Origin of the sequence: Bacillus sp. JJ1503 (genome assembly GCF_036965125.1) — a bacterium.
Taxonomy (GTDB): Bacteria; Bacillota; Bacilli; order Bacillales; family Cytobacillaceae; genus Cytobacillus.
The window spans coordinates 5,305-22,036 of sequence record NZ_JBALOZ010000234.1 but is presented as its reverse complement, the minus strand read 5'-3'; the positions used below and the strand labels follow the sequence as shown (position 1 = coordinate 22,036).

The window sequence follows — 16,732 nt, the reverse complement described above, 5'->3', positions numbered from 1 at the left end:
AGTAATAAGAGCCAGCTAATGTAGCTGGCTCTTGTTTATTAAAAATTTATTTCTGAATGGGAGGATTTTTTAATTTAATGAAGAATTATTAAATATTGAGAGTATAGTGTTCTTTTACCTGTTTAATATCCTCGTCAAACTTTGCATGTGTCGCCTGGAATACTTTTTCAAACACATCACCTAATTCTTTTTCGAGCACCTTGATTCCTTCCCCTGTGATACCTCCCTTTACACAAACCTTTTCTTGAAGCGTTGGCAAAGTATAGAATCCTTTTTTCATTAGATCTCCCATACCAATTAACATATTCTCAGCTAGTGTTGTAGCAGTCTGCTGGTCAATTTCTGTCTCATTTACTGCTGCCATAATAAACCTTTGTGTTAAATAGCTGAAGAAGGCTGGTCCACAACTTACAATGTCAGATGCCACTCTCGTAATGTTTTCTTCGATTTCAACAATCCTGGAAATTTCGCCAAACATCTTTTTAATAATTGATTTCCACTCTTCCTTGCAGTTCTTTCCAAATGATAATAAAGAAACACCTGAAAGTGCTCGATTTGTAATACTTGGTATGACTCTTGCGACAGAACAAGTTGCAATATTTTCTAGCTGATCAACACTAATTGGACTCGTGATGGAAACGATACATTTTTCTTTAGTTAAAAACGGGGTAATATCTTTAATGACGTTGTGAACATCATGTGGTTTAACACAAATAAAGATGAGCGAGGATTTCTCCGCCACATCCTTCCCAGTTGCTGCAACATTTATTTCTTGATTATTCTCCTTTATTTCCAAAGCTTTTGATAAAGTTCGATTGGTTATTGTTATGGAAGAAGGGGAAACGGCCTTCCCATCAATTAAAGCTTCTGTTAGTATTCTCCCCATATTACCTGTACCAATCATTCCAATTTTCAATGTCCTTCCCTCCTTCACAAGCGAGCTTTCTCCTATACATTATGAAATTCCTTAATAGAATATGCTAAATATGAAAGGATGATATAGTTGTTACACTTGATTAAAGAGCACAAAATTCACATTATTGCAGGTTTAGCTGCTTGTCTTGCAGCCTTTTATTTTATTTATCAGCCGATGGAGGATCAAAGTACGGTCTTTGAAGAACATGAACTCATTCTATCAAGCGAGCAAATAAGTACTGAAAATCTGGAGGAGGCAAAAATCGATGAGACCCTTTATGTCGATGTAAAGGGAGCAGTAGAAAAGCCTGGAGTATATGAAGCCAAAAGCAATGACCGAGTCATCGACATCATTAACAAGGCTGGTGGATTAATTGAATCAGCGGACGAAGCAAAAATAAACTTTGCTATGAGGGTTGAGGATGAGATGGTTATTTATGTAGCGAAAATGGGTGAGGAATCTGAGGAAGCTGTTGGGGCTTTAATAGGCGGAGGGTCTCTAGGAGCAGGTCAAGCAAAAAATGATGGAAAGGTTAATCTAAACACAGCTAATGAAGCTGAATTACAAACCCTGACAGGAATAGGGCCTGCCAAAGCCGCGGCTATTATTGAGTTTCGCGAGACAAACGGTCCATTTAAAGCGATTGAAGATCTAAAATCCATTAGTGGAATTGGGGAAAAAACCTTTGAGAAATTGAGAGACAGTATTAAAGTAAAATAAAAAACAATATTGACCCATTTTGCCATGAGGCTTAAACTTGGCATATAAGAAAAAGTCTTTGAAAGGTTTGTAAAATTTATTGTAAGGAGCTGGGAAAGTGGGAAGAAAAAGCTGGGATGAATATTTTTTAAATATTGCAACTGAGGTAGGATCCCGTTCGACATGCCCAAGATTACATGTGGGCTGTGTAATTGTTAAGGATAAGCATATTGTATCAACTGGCTACAATGGATCTATTCATGGTCATGACCATTGTGAAGATATAGGCTGCTTAATAAATGATCAGGGAAGATGTATTCGTACTCTTCATTCAGAGCTTAATGCTGTTCTGCATGCTGATAGAAGTTTATTAAAAGGGGCTACTGCCTATGTGACTCATGAGCCATGTGAAAATTGTGCTAAGACAATTGCTCAATCCGGTATTAGTAAAATTGTTTATCGACACGCCTATCCTAATAAATATAATGAATATTTTTTGAAAAACGTTGAAGTGGTTCATCTTCCTTATGAGGAAGTATCGAATTAAAAGGTATAGGGTTTTACCTATGCCTTTTAACCACTAAATGGATAAAGGAGAAAGAATAAAATGAAGGGCAAATGGATTTATTTCACCGTTGCATCGCTGATGGGAATATTAGCAAGCTTTATCAATGTTTTTATCTGTATCTCTCTATTATTTCTGTTAATATTTCTCTATAAAAAGAAAAATTTTTCAAAGAGGCAGCTTCTTGCAGTAAGTATTTTTTTTATCATATTTTTATTGCGAAGTGAAATGATCGAAAGAGCAAATTTCAGCCGACTAGTTCAAGGTGAAACAAATTTTATTGTTTATTTGCAGGAAAATCTAAAGGTAGATGGAGATACATTTACCGGAACAGCCAAAGAATTAAAACAAAATGAAAGGCTTATTCTTACGTATAAAATAAAAACTGAAAAAGAAAAAGCTGATATACTAAAAAGGTTAAAAACAGGGATGGCCTGTACAATCAGAGGTACATTAGAAGTGCCATACTCCTCAACAAACCAATATGCTTTTGATTATAAGGAGTATCTCTACCGAAATCATACTTATTGGATATTAAAAGCAGATTACTTAACACCCTCCAAATGTATGCCTCAGAAGAAAACACCACTATCATTTTTCCGTACACTTAGAGAAAATGGGATTGAATATATACATAATTATTTTCCAAAGGAAACAGCGCCCCTAGCTATTGCTCTGCTGTTTGGGGATCGAAATTATATTGAAGAAGACGTCCTAACCGCCTATCAAAAGCTCGGGATCGTTCATTTATTAGCCATATCGGGTCTTCATGTTGGAATGCTTTTCGGGATGATTTTCTTTCTTGGCATACGGGCAGGGGTGTCAAAAGAGAAAATGACATCAACCTTGCTTATATTATTGCCATGCTATGCCCTTATTACAGGTGCTTCCCCTTCTGTCATTCGTGCTGTTTTTATGATGATCATATTTTTAGCTCTTCAAAAATGGGGAAGGAACTTTTCACTTTTAACTATTGATGTAATAGGCATTGTCTTCATCTTATATACCTTTTTTTCTCCTTATGTTATTTATAATGTTGGGTTTCAGTTATCCTTTGGCGTAAGCTTTTCCCTTATACTATCCGCCCCCATTATCTTAAAACGCTTCTCTAATCCGATTTCATTATTATTTGCCACTTCTTTCATTTGCCAGCTGGCGGCTACCCCAATCATGTTTTACTATTTTTTTGAAGTTTCATTCATCTCTGTACTAGCTAATATTCTGTTTGTACCTCTATTTTCAATATTCATATTGCCTGCCTTATTTATCATCTTCCTCCTACATCTTTTATTTGGCGGGAATATTAATTTTCTCGTGACTTTAATGAATTTCATTATTTATTGGATGGATGGTATTGCTGGGGGGCTAGCTCAATTGCCATTTGCAACGATTGCTTTAGGAAGGCCCCATTTCATCATTTTGTTTCTTTATTTGATCATATTCCCCTGTTACTTTTCCTTATGGGAGAAAATGAGGGGGATAAAAAAGTCTCTGATCATTCTAATCTTGCCGACCCTCCTATTATTACTGCACGGTTCTGTGAATTTTCTATCTCCATACGGAGAGATTACCTTTATTGATGTTGGGCAGGGGGAAAGCATCTTCATAAGACTTCCTCACAGTCAAGGGAACTACCTAATTGATACTGGAGGTACATTAAGGTTCCATACAGAGGAGTGGAAGTTAAGAAAGAATCAATATGAGGTTGGTAAGGAGGTGGTCGTACCTTATTTAAAGAGCAAGGGAATTAGGACAATCCATAAGCTCATTTTAACGCATGGGGATACAGATCATATAGGAGGCGCTCCTGCAATAATAGAAGAAATGAAAGTGAAGAATATTATTTTACCAAAAAGCGAGGAGCTTTCAGAGCTTGAAAAAGTGATCCTATTAAAAGCTAAAAACAAAAAGATTCCCTATTATTTTACAAAATCGGGTGATAGCTGGACGGAAGGTAAGGTTAATTTTCAAGTTTTATCTCCTCAACCGGGAATGGAGTCAGAAAGAAATAATGGTTCCATCGTTTTGTATACAAAAATCGGGGGGTTAACATGGCTGTTTACAGGGGATTTGGAGGAGAGCGGGGAAGAAAAATTAATTAGCCGTTATCATAATTTAAAAATTGATGTATTAAAGGTTGGTCACCACGGCAGTAAATCATCTACCTCCAGTTCGTTCTTAAATCGAATAGAACCAAAGCTTGCCGTTATTTCTGCTGGCAGGAACAATCGTTACGGCCACCCAAATAAAGAAATACTAAATAGCTTAGATGAAAGAAGTATTAAAGTATTACGGACAGATCTAAATGGAGCCATTACTTATTATTTTAAAGGAGACCTAGGAACCTTTTCTACGCAGATGCCATAAGATGTAGTAAATAAATCAGGAATTGAAAAAGAGACTGCTATTTGCAGCCTCCAAAATTTCCTATGTAGTCATTAAGAGCCTACTACTTTAACGACTGTTGCAATAATAAATAACGTTGCAAAGAAACCGAAAGATACGATAAATCCTACTCCAGAGTCAATAGCATCATTGCGTTTATACTGGACGTCTTTTTCAAATTCATTCACTGTCTACCCCTCCTATTTCCATTATAGTATAAGCTAAAGCGAAGAAAAAATCTAGCTTTCCTCTAACAGCATTTCCTCTAGTGACAAGAGTTGTCACAAATAAGTTTAACTTGAATGGTCACAATAATGATACAGTGATGCACCGTCGTGGCTTGAGTATCCTAGGCCTCATGTTCCGACGTTCATTATAGATGAGGGAATTGGCACAAGATCGGTTCGTGTCAATTCCTTATTGCCTTTACAATTGGTCTGAAAAATGAATGGTAAAGTTTGAGCAACTAGGACATTTGTGTACACTTTGTTACTTGTCAAATTGGACAAGGTTCATTAGGATAAAGATATCCCAATGAGAACGGAGAGAAAGACAGTGGTTTTTGAATTATGGAAGCAAATTAAAGCAAAAAATCTTTCTCCGATTTTTCTATTATACGGAGCGGAATCATTTCTTATTAATGAAACAAAGCAGTTATTAATTTCCAATATCCTTACTGAGGCTGACATGGATTTTAACCTTTCCTCCTATGATTTAGAAGAAACACCGATTGATGCTGCACTTGAAGATGCGGAGACACTGCCTTTTATAGGTGAAAAGAGACTCATTTTTTTACATAATCCTGTTTTTCTGACATCTGAGAAAACAAAAGAAAAAGTTGAGCATAATTTAGCAAAGCTGGAGGCTTATATAAAAGCACCATCTCCATATTCCATTGTTGTTTTTATTGCTCCTTATGAAAAATTAGATGAACGGAAAAAGCTTACGAAGGAATTAAAAAGAAGTGCAGCGGTTTTGGAGGCCAAAAAGCTGAATGAAGCGGAGTTAAAAGGATGGATTAGAAAACGTGCTGCTTATAATGGTGTTGAAATAGAAGATGAAGCAGTCGAATACATGCTAACTCTTGCAGGTACAAATTTGTTTTTACTAACGAGTGAAATGGATAAGCTTGCATTATATTCAGGTGCGGGCAACAGAATTGATCTCCAATTAGTTGAAAGATTAGTTTCTCGTTCTTTAGAGCAAAATATCTTTGCTCTAGTAGATAAGATTGTGCAACGGAAAATTGAGGAGGCTTTACGGATCTATTATGATCTGCTTAAGCAAAATGAAGAGCCGATCAAAATTTTATCTGTTATTACTGGACAATTTAGGCTGATTTATCAAGTAAAGGAGCTAGCTAGAAGAGGATATGGCCAACAGCAGATTGCAGGGGCCTTAAAGGTCCATCCTTTCCGCGTTAAGCTAGCTGCAGGACAGGCTCAAGCTTTTGATGAAAAAGAGCTAGCGCAAATAATGAAATTATTAGCAGATGCAGATTTTCAAATGAAGACAGGCGGTATGAATAAAGAATTGCTAATAGAGATGTTTCTGTTTCGCCTATATAGTAAACCAAATTAAAACGACCTAATTGGTCGTTTTTTTGCATAATAAAAGGCTATCTTTAGGAAGATAGCCAAAGCAAGCTTACGCGTTTAAAGTGTTCATTTTTTTCATTAAACGAGACTTTTTACGAGCAGCAGCGTTTTTGTGGATAAGACCTTTAGAAGCAGCTTTGTCTAATTTACGAGCAGCATCAACGAAAGTTTCTTTCGCAGCAGCAGCATCGTTAAGAACGATAGCAGCATCAACCTTCTTAACAGCTGTACGCATAGCAGATTTAACAGTAGCGTTTTGAGCGTTTTTAGATGCGTTCGTTTTCACACGCTTAATAGCAGATTTAATATTTGGCATTCCATTCACCTCCTGAGGGCAGCATCGAGATTATATTATAACTCGACATAAACATTCATTAACAATTTAATATTAAGAACAAGTGATATTTTATCAAACACGCTTGAATTTTGCAATACTCTCCCTTAGTTTTTCCTAATTTCGGACAAATTAAGTTAGGAGTTTTACTGAATGTTTTGCTAAGAAAAGGAAAGAATAGTAAATAGTCTAACTTATAGCAAAAGATGCGAGGGGGATTCAATATGGAAGAGTCAATGGATTTGAGTAAATATTCGATTAGAACAGATTTGGCTATTGAAGCACGGGAAATGGTCATAGCGGATCGGGATAAACATATTCAAGAGGAAGAAAATCTTTCGCATATTGAAGGGGTTATCATTAAAGAAAAAGAAGAGGATGATATTAAAGTATCATATGTTGAAGTGACAAAAGAAGGAGCCAAATCTTTAGGGAAAAAAGAAGGGAAATATTTAACACTAGAAGCAATAGGCATTCGCCAGCAAGATACACCTATGCAAAAAAAAGTTGTAAAAATATTCGCCTCAGAGCTTGCTCAGTTTTTGAAGCAGCTTGGTATTAAAGAGGATGCCTCCTGTTTAGTCGTCGGACTGGGAAATTGGAATGTAACTCCTGATGCTCTTGGACCGCAAGTTTGTGAAAACCTTCTTGTTACGCGACATCTCTATCAATTACAGCCTGAAAGTGTTGAAGAGGGCTATCGTCCTGTCAGTGCTATTGCTCCTGGAGTTATGGGGCTAACAGGTATAGAAACAAGCGATATCATCTTTGGAATTGTTGATAAAACGAAACCAGATTTTGTGATTGTCATTGATGCACTCGCCTCACGTTCATTAGAAAGAGTAAATTCGACCATTCAAATTTCAGATACAGGTATTCATCCTGGTTCAGGCGTTGGAAATAAGCGTAAAGAAATTAGCCAGAAATCATTAGGGATTCCTGTCATTGCCATTGGCGTTCCAACTGTTGTTGACGCTGTATCTATTACAAGTGATACGATCGACTTTATACTAAAACACTTCGGGAAAGAAATGAGAGAGGGGAACAGACCTTCAAGATCGTTGGCACCTGCAGGAATGAGCTTTGGCGAACGCAGAAAGCTGACTGAAGAAGACCTGCCAGAGGAACACCATAAAAAAACTTTCCTTGGTATGATTGGAACACTGCCTGATGAGGAGAAGAGAAAACTAATATATGAAGTCCTCTCTCCGATTGGACATAACCTAATGGTAACACCGAAAGAAGTAGATATTTTTATTGAGGACATGGCAAATCTTCTTGCCAATGGGCTAAACGCGGCATTGCATCAAAATGTTGACCAAGAAAATGCAGGTTTTTATACAAGGTAAATATTTCTGTTCTATCCTTTCTAGCGAAGTCATATGAATTACTAGACTAGCAAAGAGAGGTGGAAGAATGAAACCTATTAAAACGAACGGAATTGCTGTGTTTATACAAGGGACAAGCTTACTAAAAATATTTGGCGGTTTTCTGCTGTTCTTATTTATGATTTTTTCACTGAGCGGTGTTTTAACTGTGTTAAAACCCGAATATAGAATCAGCTCATCATCTGTAAATACGGCTGCTAATAAAATAACAGGAGAAATGCTCTATCATTTCCTTGGTTGGGAAAACCATCATTTTATGCAAAGCTTGGACGAGCAGACGGGCTCCCCAACCATCATGAACATGTTATTTAAACTTTCTACTAATATCAATTTAGATGATCCAAGAAGTTTATTGGGCAGGGAATTACCCTATTTCTCTATATATGACAAGGAAATTTTAGTCGCAGGTGAAGGCACGAATTATACGAATATGCCATTTGAATCCGCCCCGCCCATTGAGCTCCTTAGGGCTGAACAGCAAGCTACACTTCAGAATATCGAGGATTTAGAGAAGCCAAGTGGAGAAAAAACAGCAGAACCATCCATAAACACTACAGGAGATAGAAAAGTCGTTTATTTGTATTTTTCCCATAATACGGAATCCTTCCTTCCGTATTTAAAGGATGTGACTAATCCTAATTTGGCTCATCATTCCCAATTAAATGTTACTAAAATTGGCGATAAGCTACAGGAAGAACTGGAGAGTAAAGGGATCGGGACAACTGTTGAAAAGACGAATATACAAGCAAAATTGAATGAAAAAGGATGGGATTATTGGCGATCCTATCAAGAATCTAGATCAGTTGTTCAAGCAGCAACGAGTAATGACCGAAATTTGACTTATTTAATTGATATTCATAGGGATTCCCATAGAAAAAATGATACAACGAAAGAGATTAATGGAAAACCATATGCAAAGCTAGCTTTCGTCATTGGAACAGAGCATCCGAATTATGAAAAGAATGCACGTTTAGCCAATGAATTGCATAAAAGACTCGAGGAAAAATACAAAGGTTTAAGCAGAGGGGTTCTGCCGCAGCAAGGATCGGGCAATAACGGTATATATAATCAGGATTTATCAGAAAATGCCATATTAATTGAATTTGGCGGTGTTGATAACACATTTGAAGAATTAAATCGGTCGGCAGAGGCACTAGCAGACGTATTTAGCGAATTTTATTGGCAAGCAGAAAGTGTTAGTAATCCTGTACAAGAACAGTCTGAAAAGAAATAGTATAGATAGGTGATCAGTTATGAAATGGTTTATGTTGAAGACCTTTTTCCTTACAATACTCATGTTTATTGTTGTATTATTTAGCATGCAGCAGGCTAGTGAAGGGATAACAAAGATGAAAGGCTATAATGATGCAAATTTCAAAGGAGCATTTACCTTACAGGAGAATGACAGTGGAGGTCTGCAAGCATCCATTTTAGGCAATGATGTTTCTAGTCATGACCTCGAGCAGAAAAAAGCGAAGCTGGAGGAAATGAAAGCCTATAACTTTTTTTCAACAATGGGTAAGAAGCTATCTGAAGGCATATCTACTATGACTGAAGACGTGGTACATTTCATAACCGATTTAATAAGAGAAAAATAATGCGGCTGCAGCGATGCGGCCTTTTTTGTTTTATACTAGAATACATCCGAAGTGAAACTTATTTTTTGTTTCATCGTATATTAATCAGCCACTGGCATTGAATCTTCATAAACGGACTGCTATAATCTAAAAATAGTGCATATTTTGTGCGTTAAAAGGAAGATATTTTTTATTAGATGTTTTACACTGGCGCAAAGAGCGCATGCGCTTTTCTATGTAGGAGTGAAATAATGAACAGAGAAGATAGACTTAATAGACAATCAAAGATACGGAATTTTTCTATTATCGCTCATATCGATCATGGAAAATCCACTTTAGCTGACCGAATATTAGAAAAGACGAATACTTTAACGTCAAGAGAAATGAAGGATCAGTTGCTAGATTCTATGGATTTAGAAAGAGAACGAGGCATTACAATAAAGCTAAATTCAGTTCAATTAAAATATAATGCGAAAGATGGAGAAACTTACACCTTTCATTTAATCGATACACCAGGGCACGTCGACTTCACTTATGAAGTGTCCCGCAGTTTGGCTGCATGTGAGGGTGCCATTCTAGTTGTCGATGCAGCACAAGGGATTGAAGCACAGACACTAGCAAACGTGTATTTAGCAATTGATAATGATTTAGAAATTGTGCCGGTCATTAATAAAATAGACCTTCCTAGTGCTGACCCAGAGCGTGTAAGGAATGAAATAGAAGAAGTAATCGGTCTTGATGCTTCTGAGGCTGTTCTTGCTTCCGCTAAAGCTGGCATCGGTATTGAGGACATTTTAGAACAGATCGTAGAAAAGGTTCCTGCACCAACAGGAGATCCGGACGCCCCTCTAAAAGCACTTATTTTTGACTCGTTATTCGATGCTTACCGTGGAGTTGTAGCTTATATCCGAGTAGTCGAAGGAACAGTAAAAGCTGGGGACAAAATTAAAATGATGGCAACTGGCAAGGAATTCGATGTAGTTGAAGTTGGTGTCTTTTCCCCAAAAGCACAAGTCCGTGAAGAGCTGACTGTTGGGGATGTAGGGTTCTTAACCGCAGCAATCAAAAATGTTGGCGATACTCGTGTGGGTGATACCATTACAAATGCAAAAAATGGCGCAACCGAGCCCCTTCCTGGATACCGTAAATTGAATCCGATGGTTTTTTGCGGATTATATCCAATCGACAGTGCCAAATTTAATGATCTTCGTGAAGCTTTAGAGAAACTTGAACTTAATGACTCGGCTTTACAATTCGAGCCCGAAACATCTCAGGCTCTCGGGTTCGGCTTCCGCTGCGGATTTTTAGGACTCCTTCATATGGAGATTATCCAAGAGCGTATCGAGCGTGAATTCAAAATCGATTTAATTACAACAGCACCAAGTGTAATATATGATGTCATTTTGACAGATGGCTCCAATATTAAAATTGATAACCCATCCAAAATGCCAGATCCGCAAAAAATTGAACGCGTTGAGGAGCCATATGTAAAAGCAACCATGATGGCGCCAAATGACTATGTTGGAGCGATTATGGAGCTTTGCCAAGAAAAACGCGGAATCTTTATTAATATGCAGTATATGGATGAGACTCGTGTTAATATTACTTATGAAATTCCATTATCAGAAATTGTTTATGATTTCTTTGATCAGCTTAAATCAAATACAAAAGGATATGCTTCCTTTGACTATGAGTTAATTGGTTATAAGCCATCCAAGCTTGTTAAAATGGATATCCTTTTAAACGGAGAAAAAGTTGACGCATTGAGCTTTATTGTCCATAAAGATTTCTCATATGACCGTGGAAAGATAATTGTAGAAAAACTGAAGGAACTTATTCCACGCCAGCAATTCGAGGTTCCGGTCCAAGCGGCAATTGGCCAGAAGATAATTGCTCGTTCAACCATTAAGTCAATGGGGAAAAATGTATTAGCGAAGTGTTACGGTGGAGACATTTCCCGTAAACGTAAGCTGCTGGAAAAGCAAAAAGAAGGTAAGAAACGCATGAAGCAAGTAGGATCGGTAGAAGTTCCTCAAGAAGCTTTCATGGCTGTTTTGAAAATGGACGATACCAACAAAAAGAAGTAAAATAGATAGATTCTATAAAAGGAGGTTGGAAATGCTGTCAAAATAAAAGCGGCTCCGGCCTCTTTTTTAATGAAATAAATAATAAGGGTGTGTTAATAATGATAAAAGCAGCCTATATTCATATCCCTTTCTGTGAGCATATTTGCCACTATTGTGATTTTAATAAAGTGTTTCTCGAAGGGCAGCCTGTTGATGAGTATCTTAATTCATTAAATAAAGAAATGGAGCTAACATTAATTGATTCCCCTGCTGTCCAATTAAATTCCATTTTTGTCGGGGGAGGCACGCCAACTGCATTAAATGAACAGCAGCTTGATATGCTTTGCCGAATCATAAAAGACCGCCTGCCATACAACGAACAAACGGAGTTTACGTTTGAGGCAAATCCCGGTGACCTCTCAGAAGAAAAACTTCGTATTCTTTACGAAGCAGGAGTTAATAGAATTAGCTTCGGGGTACAGACTTTTAATGAAGAACTGCTTAAGAAAATTGGCAGGGTGCATCGGGCAAAAGATGTTTTTCAATCTGTTGAAGCTGCAAAAAAAATAGGGTTCGAAAATATTAGCATTGATTTAATCTATAGCTTGCCTGGACAAACAGTGTCTGATTTCAGAGAAACATTAGAGACTTCTTTCACGTTAGATATTGACCACTATTCTGGTTATTCTCTAATTATCGAGCCCAAAACCGTATTCTATAACTTAATGAAAAAAGGAAAGCTCCAATCTCCAGGAGAAGACACAGAAACAGAAATGTTCAAAATATTAATGGAAGAGATGGATAAACATGGTTTCAACCAATATGAAATCAGTAACTTCTCTAAACCAGGATTTGAGAGCAAACATAATCTAACTTATTGGAATAATGAGTGGTATTACGGATTTGGTGCTGGAGCACATGGGTATGTTAATGGCAAACGTGTTTCCAATCATGGACCATTAAAAAAGTATATGGACTCATTGAAGATGGGGAGATTGCCTATACTCGAAGAAAGCCATGTTACACGGACTGAGCAGATTGAAGAAGAAATGTTTTTAGGTCTAAGAAAAACAGCAGGCGTAGCCATTTCTCGCTTTATCGAGAAATTTGGTGAAAATCCTGTCGAATTATTTAAAGAGGAATTGAAAGAATTAAAAAATCGTGAATGGATCATCGTTACTGAAAATCAGATTCAATTATCGAAAAAAGGACAGTACCTTGGAAATGAAGTTTTTCAGTTCTTTCTAAGATAAAAAATCACATCTCGTTTTTATTGACACCAAACCATTGATTTGATAATTTATTAGTAGAATTAGCACTCACATCTAAAGAGTGCTAACAGAGGTGATAATTGTGTTGACTGATCGCCAATTATTGATCTTTCAGGTTATTGTTGATGATTTTATTCAATCTGCGCAGCCAGTCGGTTCAAGAAGTTTGTCGAAAAAGGACAAAATTACATTTAGTTCTGCGACAATTCGAAACGAAATGTCTGATTTAGAAGAGCTGGGGTTTATTGAAAAAACACATACCTCATCCGGAAGAATTCCTTCCGAAAAAGGGTATCGCTATTATGTGGATCATTTGCTTTCTCCTCAAAAGCTAAATCAGCAGGATATCCATAAGTTAAAGTCTGTATTTGCCGAAAGAATTTTTGAACTTGAAAAGATTGTACAGAGGTCAGCTAAAATATTATCGGAACTGACTAACTATACTTCAATTGTGTTAGGCCCCGCTGTTAAAGATAATAAATTAAAGAGAATTCAAATCGTTCCTTTAAATAATCAGACAGCCATTGCGATCATTGTCACTGATTCTGGTCATGTCGAGAATCGAATGTTTCATCTTCCTGAAACAATGAATTCCGGTGATCTTGAAAAACTGGTCAATATTTTGAATGATCGCTTAGCTGGCGCTCCAATTGAAAGCTTGAATGAAAAAATCTATAAAGAAGTAGCTATTCTTCTAAGGCAGCATATTACTAATTATGATTATATTCTGCATTCTATCGCAGATACACTAAAGATCCCAGCTCACGAGAAGCTATTCTTTGGCGGGAAATCAAATATGCTTAGTCAGCCTGAATTTCATGACATTGAAAAAATAAAAAATTTAATGGATATGATTGAACACGAAGATAGCATTTATGAGCTAATTCGAAAAAACAAGTCAGGAATTAATGTCAAAATAGGCAAAGAAAATAATAATACAGCTATGGAAAATTGCAGTTTAATTACAGCAACATATTCAATGGGTGCTGAACAACTAGGGACCATTGCTATATTAGGTCCTACAAGGATGGAATATTCCCGTGTAATTAGTTTATTGGACTATATTAGCACAGACCTTTCAGCAGTATTGACGAAGCTGTATCAAAGTGATTGACGTTGGAAATATTGACTAAGGGTGGGGGCCCCTCAGGGTCAAGACCCCCATCCCTTTCCTTGTGTTTATTTATTTGTACTTAAAGGGAGGTGAATAAATTGGCAGATGAAAAAAATATTTTAGAAGAAGAAACAATCCAAAATTCTGATCAAGCTGATGAGACTGATGTTTCTGAAACGGAAACTGCAGCCCATTCTGATGATACAGAAGCAGTGAACGAACTTTCTGAAGAAGCTTCTTTAGAAGAACAACTTGTGAAAGCTCAGGAAAAAACGGTTGAGTTAGAGGCCAAACTAGCTGATATAGAAAACCGTTACTATCGTCTTCAAGCCGATTTTGATAATTCCAGACGGAGAGCAAGATTAGATCTTGAATCGTCTGAAAAATATAGAGCTCAAAAGTTAATTTCTGATTTGCTGCCTGCTATCGATAATTTTGAGAGAGCGCTGCAAATGGAATCTGATAATGAACAAGTGAAATCCGTTCTTCAAGGAATGGAAATGGTTTATCGCAGCTTGCTGGAAGCTCTGAAAAATGAAGGAGCAGAACAGATTGAAGCTGTTGGAAAGGAATTTGATCCTCAAGTCCATCAAGCAGTGATGCAAGCTGAGTTGGAAGGCTTCGAGTCAAATACTGTAGTAGAGGAATTCCAAAAAGGCTATATTTTAAAGGACAGAGTGATCCGTCCGGCTATGGTAAAAGTAAATTCATAAGATACATATTTTCGGGAGGTAAGAAACATGAGCAAAATCATTGGAATCGATTTAGGTACTACAAACTCATGTGTTTCCGTTTTAGAAGGCGGAGAGGCAAAAGTTATTCCAAATCCAGAGGGTAACCGCACAACTCCTTCTGTCGTTTCTTTCAAAAATGGGGAGCGTCAAGTTGGGGAAGTGGCAAAACGTCAAGCGATTACGAATCCACATACGATTATGTCTGTTAAGCGTCATATGGGAACAGATTTTAAGGTAGAGGCTGAAGGAAAACCGTATACTCCTCAAGAAATTTCAGCTGTTATTCTTCAACACTTAAAATCATATGCTGAAGAGTATCTTGGTGAAAAAGTAACGAAAGCGGTTGTTACAGTTCCAGCATATTTTAATGATGCTGAACGCCAAGCTACAAAAGATGCTGGAACAATTGCTGGTCTTGAAGTTGAACGTATTATTAATGAGCCTACAGCTGCTGCTTTAGCTTATGGTATGGATAAGACAGATGAAGATCAAACAATTCTTGTATTTGACCTTGGTGGAGGAACGTTTGACGTATCCATTCTTGAACTGGGAGACGGTGTATTCGATGTAAAAGCTACAGCTGGTGATAACCGTCTTGGCGGTGATGATTTTGACCAAGCGATAATCGACTATTTAGTTCAGGAATTCAAAAAAGAAAATGCCATCGATCTTTCAAAAGATAAAATGGCTACTCAGCGTTTAAAGGATGCAGCTGAAAAAGCGAAAAAGGATTTATCTGGAGTCACTTCTACTCAAATTTCCTTGCCATTCATTACAGCAGGGGAAGCAGGTCCTTTACACCTTGAAGTAACATTAACAAGAGCTAAATTTGATGAGCTTACAGCAGATTTAGTTGAACGTACTATGGGCCCTACTCGTCAAGCATTAAAAGATGCAGGACTTTCACCTTCTGAAATTGATAAGATTATTCTTGTTGGTGGTTCAACTCGTATTCCTGCCGTTCAAGAAGCGATCAAGAAAGAAACGGGCAAGGAGCCTCATAAAGGTGTTAACCCTGATGAAGTAGTAGCGATGGGTGCAGCAATCCAAGGTGGAGTAATCTCTGGTGATGTTAAGGATGTTGTCCTATTAGACGTTACACCACTTTCACTTGGTATCGAAACTATGGGTGGCGTATTTACGAAGCTAATTGACCGTAATACAACAATCCCAACATCTAAATCACAAGTGTTCTCGACTGCTGCTGATAATCAGTCAGCTGTAGATATTCATGTTCTACAAGGTGAGCGTCCAATGTCAGCAGACAATAAAACATTAGGCCGCTTCCAACTTGGAGATATTCCTCCTGCACCTAGAGGAATACCTCAAATCGAAGTGACTTTTGATATCGATAAAAACGGTATTGTAAATGTTCGTGCAAAAGATCTAGGCACAAATAAAGAACAAGCAATTACAATTAAATCTTCAACAGGTTTATCTGATGAAGAAATCGAAAAAATGGTAAGAGAAGCTGAAGAGAATGCGGAAGCAGACAAGAAGCGTAAGGAAGAAGTAGAGCTTCGGAATGAAGCAGATCAACTCGTTTTCACTACTGAAAAAACAATGAAGGATCTTGAAGGTAAAGTAGATGAAGCTGAAGTGGCAAAAGCAAATGAAGCAAAAGATGCTTTAAAAGCTGCCATTGAAAAGAATGATTTAGAAGAAATTAAAGTGAAGAAAGATGCTTTACAAGAAATCGTTCAAGCATTGACAATGAAGCTTTATGAAGAAGCTGCTAAACAAGCTCAAGGAGCGCAAGGGGCCGAGGGCCAAGAAGGTAAAAGCAGCGATGACAATGTAGTTGACGCAGAATTCGAAGAGGTTAAAGACGATAAATAAGTCTCAAAATCTTAAATGATGAAAAGTCAAAGTCAGGTCATTCTTGACTTTGACTTTTATTTTTGAATAATAACTGTTAAAATAATCTTTATGTGAAAAGATTCGGGGAGTGGTAATCAATGAGTAAAAGGGATTACTATGAAGTCCTTGGTGTCAGTAAAGGGGCATCCAAGGATGAATTAAAAAAAGCTTATCGAAAGCTATCCAAACAATATCATCCAGACATTAATAAAGAACCAGATGCAG

Annotated in this window: 15 protein-coding genes and 1 pseudogene; 13 read left to right on the top strand and 3 right to left on the bottom strand. The window is 37.2% G+C overall.

Annotated features, from left to right (window positions below; translation table 11 throughout):
• Positions 1–88: 88 nt before the first annotated feature.
• A complete protein-coding gene (comER, locus tag V7149_RS17470; protein WP_335346882.1) occupies positions 89–916 on the bottom strand; it encodes a late competence protein ComER in 828 nt (275 codons plus the stop codon).
• A gap of 87 nt (positions 917–1,003) precedes the next feature.
• Between comER and V7149_RS17465 the strand changes: the two genes are divergently transcribed.
• The 3 genes from V7149_RS17465 (at position 1,004) to V7149_RS17455 (ending at position 4,547) form a co-directional block, all read left to right on the top strand.
• Positions 1,004–1,636, top strand: coding sequence for a helix-hairpin-helix domain-containing protein (locus V7149_RS17465; RefSeq protein ID WP_335346881.1), 633 nt, complete (start codon positions 1,004–1,006; stop codon positions 1,634–1,636).
• Between the two features lie 97 nt (positions 1,637–1,733).
• Positions 1,734–2,162: a deoxycytidylate deaminase gene (locus V7149_RS17460; protein WP_335346880.1), complete on the top strand. Its 429-nt coding sequence runs from the start codon at positions 1,734–1,736 to the stop codon at positions 2,160–2,162.
• A 60-nt stretch (positions 2,163–2,222) separates the two neighbouring features.
• Positions 2,223–4,547, top strand: a complete 2,325-nt coding sequence (locus V7149_RS17455; RefSeq protein WP_335346879.1) for a DNA internalization-related competence protein ComEC/Rec2 — start codon at positions 2,223–2,225, stop codon at positions 4,545–4,547.
• A 71-nt stretch (positions 4,548–4,618) separates the two neighbouring features.
• Here V7149_RS17455 and V7149_RS17450 read toward each other — a convergent pair whose 3' ends face one another.
• Positions 4,619–4,753: a YqzM family protein gene (locus tag V7149_RS17450; protein WP_315665644.1), complete on the bottom strand. Its 135-nt coding sequence runs from the start codon at positions 4,751–4,753 to the stop codon at positions 4,619–4,621.
• 367 nt (positions 4,754–5,120) lie between these two features.
• Here V7149_RS17450 and holA point away from each other — a divergent pair, with 367 nt between their 5' ends.
• A complete protein-coding gene (gene holA / locus V7149_RS17445) occupies positions 5,121–6,146 on the top strand; it encodes a DNA polymerase III subunit delta (RefSeq protein WP_335346878.1) in 1,026 nt (341 codons plus the stop codon).
• Positions 6,147–6,212: 66 nt separating this feature from the next.
• On the opposite strand, the gene rpsT is transcribed toward holA, so the two are convergent.
• Positions 6,213–6,479: a 30S ribosomal protein S20 gene (gene rpsT / locus V7149_RS17440; protein WP_335346877.1), complete on the bottom strand. Its 267-nt coding sequence runs from the start codon at positions 6,477–6,479 to the stop codon at positions 6,213–6,215.
• 242 nt (positions 6,480–6,721) lie between these two features.
• Here rpsT and gpr point away from each other — a divergent pair, with 242 nt between their 5' ends.
• The 9 genes and pseudogenes from gpr to V7149_RS17395 form a co-directional block, all read left to right on the top strand.
• On the top strand, positions 6,722–7,846 hold the full coding sequence (gene gpr / locus V7149_RS17435) for a GPR endopeptidase (RefSeq protein WP_335346876.1): 1,125 nt from the start codon (positions 6,722–6,724) through the stop codon (positions 7,844–7,846).
• Between the two features lie 67 nt (positions 7,847–7,913).
• On the top strand, positions 7,914–9,119 hold the full coding sequence (gene spoIIP, locus V7149_RS17430; protein WP_335346875.1) for a stage II sporulation protein P: 1,206 nt from the start codon (positions 7,914–7,916) through the stop codon (positions 9,117–9,119).
• Positions 9,120–9,138: 19 nt separating this feature from the next.
• On the top strand, positions 9,139–9,483 hold the full coding sequence (locus V7149_RS17425; protein WP_335346874.1) for a YqxA family protein: 345 nt from the start codon (positions 9,139–9,141) through the stop codon (positions 9,481–9,483).
• 230 nt (positions 9,484–9,713) lie between these two features.
• Positions 9,714–11,549, top strand: a complete 1,836-nt coding sequence (lepA, locus tag V7149_RS17420) for a translation elongation factor 4 (protein WP_438824001.1) — start codon at positions 9,714–9,716, stop codon at positions 11,547–11,549.
• Positions 11,550–11,647: 98 nt separating this feature from the next.
• Positions 11,648–12,781: a radical SAM family heme chaperone HemW gene (gene hemW / locus V7149_RS17415; RefSeq protein WP_335346873.1), complete on the top strand. Its 1,134-nt coding sequence runs from the start codon at positions 11,648–11,650 to the stop codon at positions 12,779–12,781.
• A gap of 100 nt (positions 12,782–12,881) precedes the next feature.
• On the top strand, positions 12,882–13,913 hold the full coding sequence (gene hrcA / locus V7149_RS17410) for a heat-inducible transcriptional repressor HrcA (protein ID WP_335346872.1): 1,032 nt from the start codon (positions 12,882–12,884) through the stop codon (positions 13,911–13,913).
• A 98-nt stretch (positions 13,914–14,011) separates the two neighbouring features.
• The gene (grpE, locus tag V7149_RS17405; RefSeq protein ID WP_335346871.1) at positions 14,012–14,626 is read left to right on the top strand and encodes a nucleotide exchange factor GrpE; all 615 of its coding nucleotides are present in this window, start codon (positions 14,012–14,014) and stop codon (positions 14,624–14,626) included.
• A 27-nt stretch (positions 14,627–14,653) separates the two neighbouring features.
• Positions 14,654–16,486: a molecular chaperone DnaK gene (dnaK, locus tag V7149_RS17400; RefSeq protein ID WP_335346870.1), complete on the top strand. Its 1,833-nt coding sequence runs from the start codon at positions 14,654–14,656 to the stop codon at positions 16,484–16,486.
• 119 nt (positions 16,487–16,605) lie between these two features.
• A pseudogene (locus V7149_RS17395) lies at positions 16,606–16,732 on the top strand (DnaJ domain-containing protein); the annotation flags it as partial.

Coding starts and splice junctions, on each gene's coding strand:
- V7149_RS17455 (WP_335346879.1), top strand. CDS start 2,223: ATGAAGGGCAAATGGATTTATTTCACCGTTGCATCGCTGATGGGAATA.
- rpsT (WP_335346877.1), bottom strand. CDS start 6,479: ATGCCAAATATTAAATCTGCTATTAAGCGTGTGAAAACGAACGCATCT.
- gpr (WP_335346876.1), top strand. CDS start 6,722: ATGGAAGAGTCAATGGATTTGAGTAAATATTCGATTAGAACAGATTTG.
- spoIIP (WP_335346875.1), top strand. CDS start 7,914: ATGAAACCTATTAAAACGAACGGAATTGCTGTGTTTATACAAGGGACA.
- V7149_RS17425 (WP_335346874.1), top strand. CDS start 9,139: ATGAAATGGTTTATGTTGAAGACCTTTTTCCTTACAATACTCATGTTT.
- lepA (WP_438824001.1), top strand. CDS start 9,714: ATGAACAGAGAAGATAGACTTAATAGACAATCAAAGATACGGAATTTT.
- hemW (WP_335346873.1), top strand. CDS start 11,648: ATGATAAAAGCAGCCTATATTCATATCCCTTTCTGTGAGCATATTTGC.
- dnaK (WP_335346870.1), top strand. CDS start 14,654: ATGAGCAAAATCATTGGAATCGATTTAGGTACTACAAACTCATGTGTT.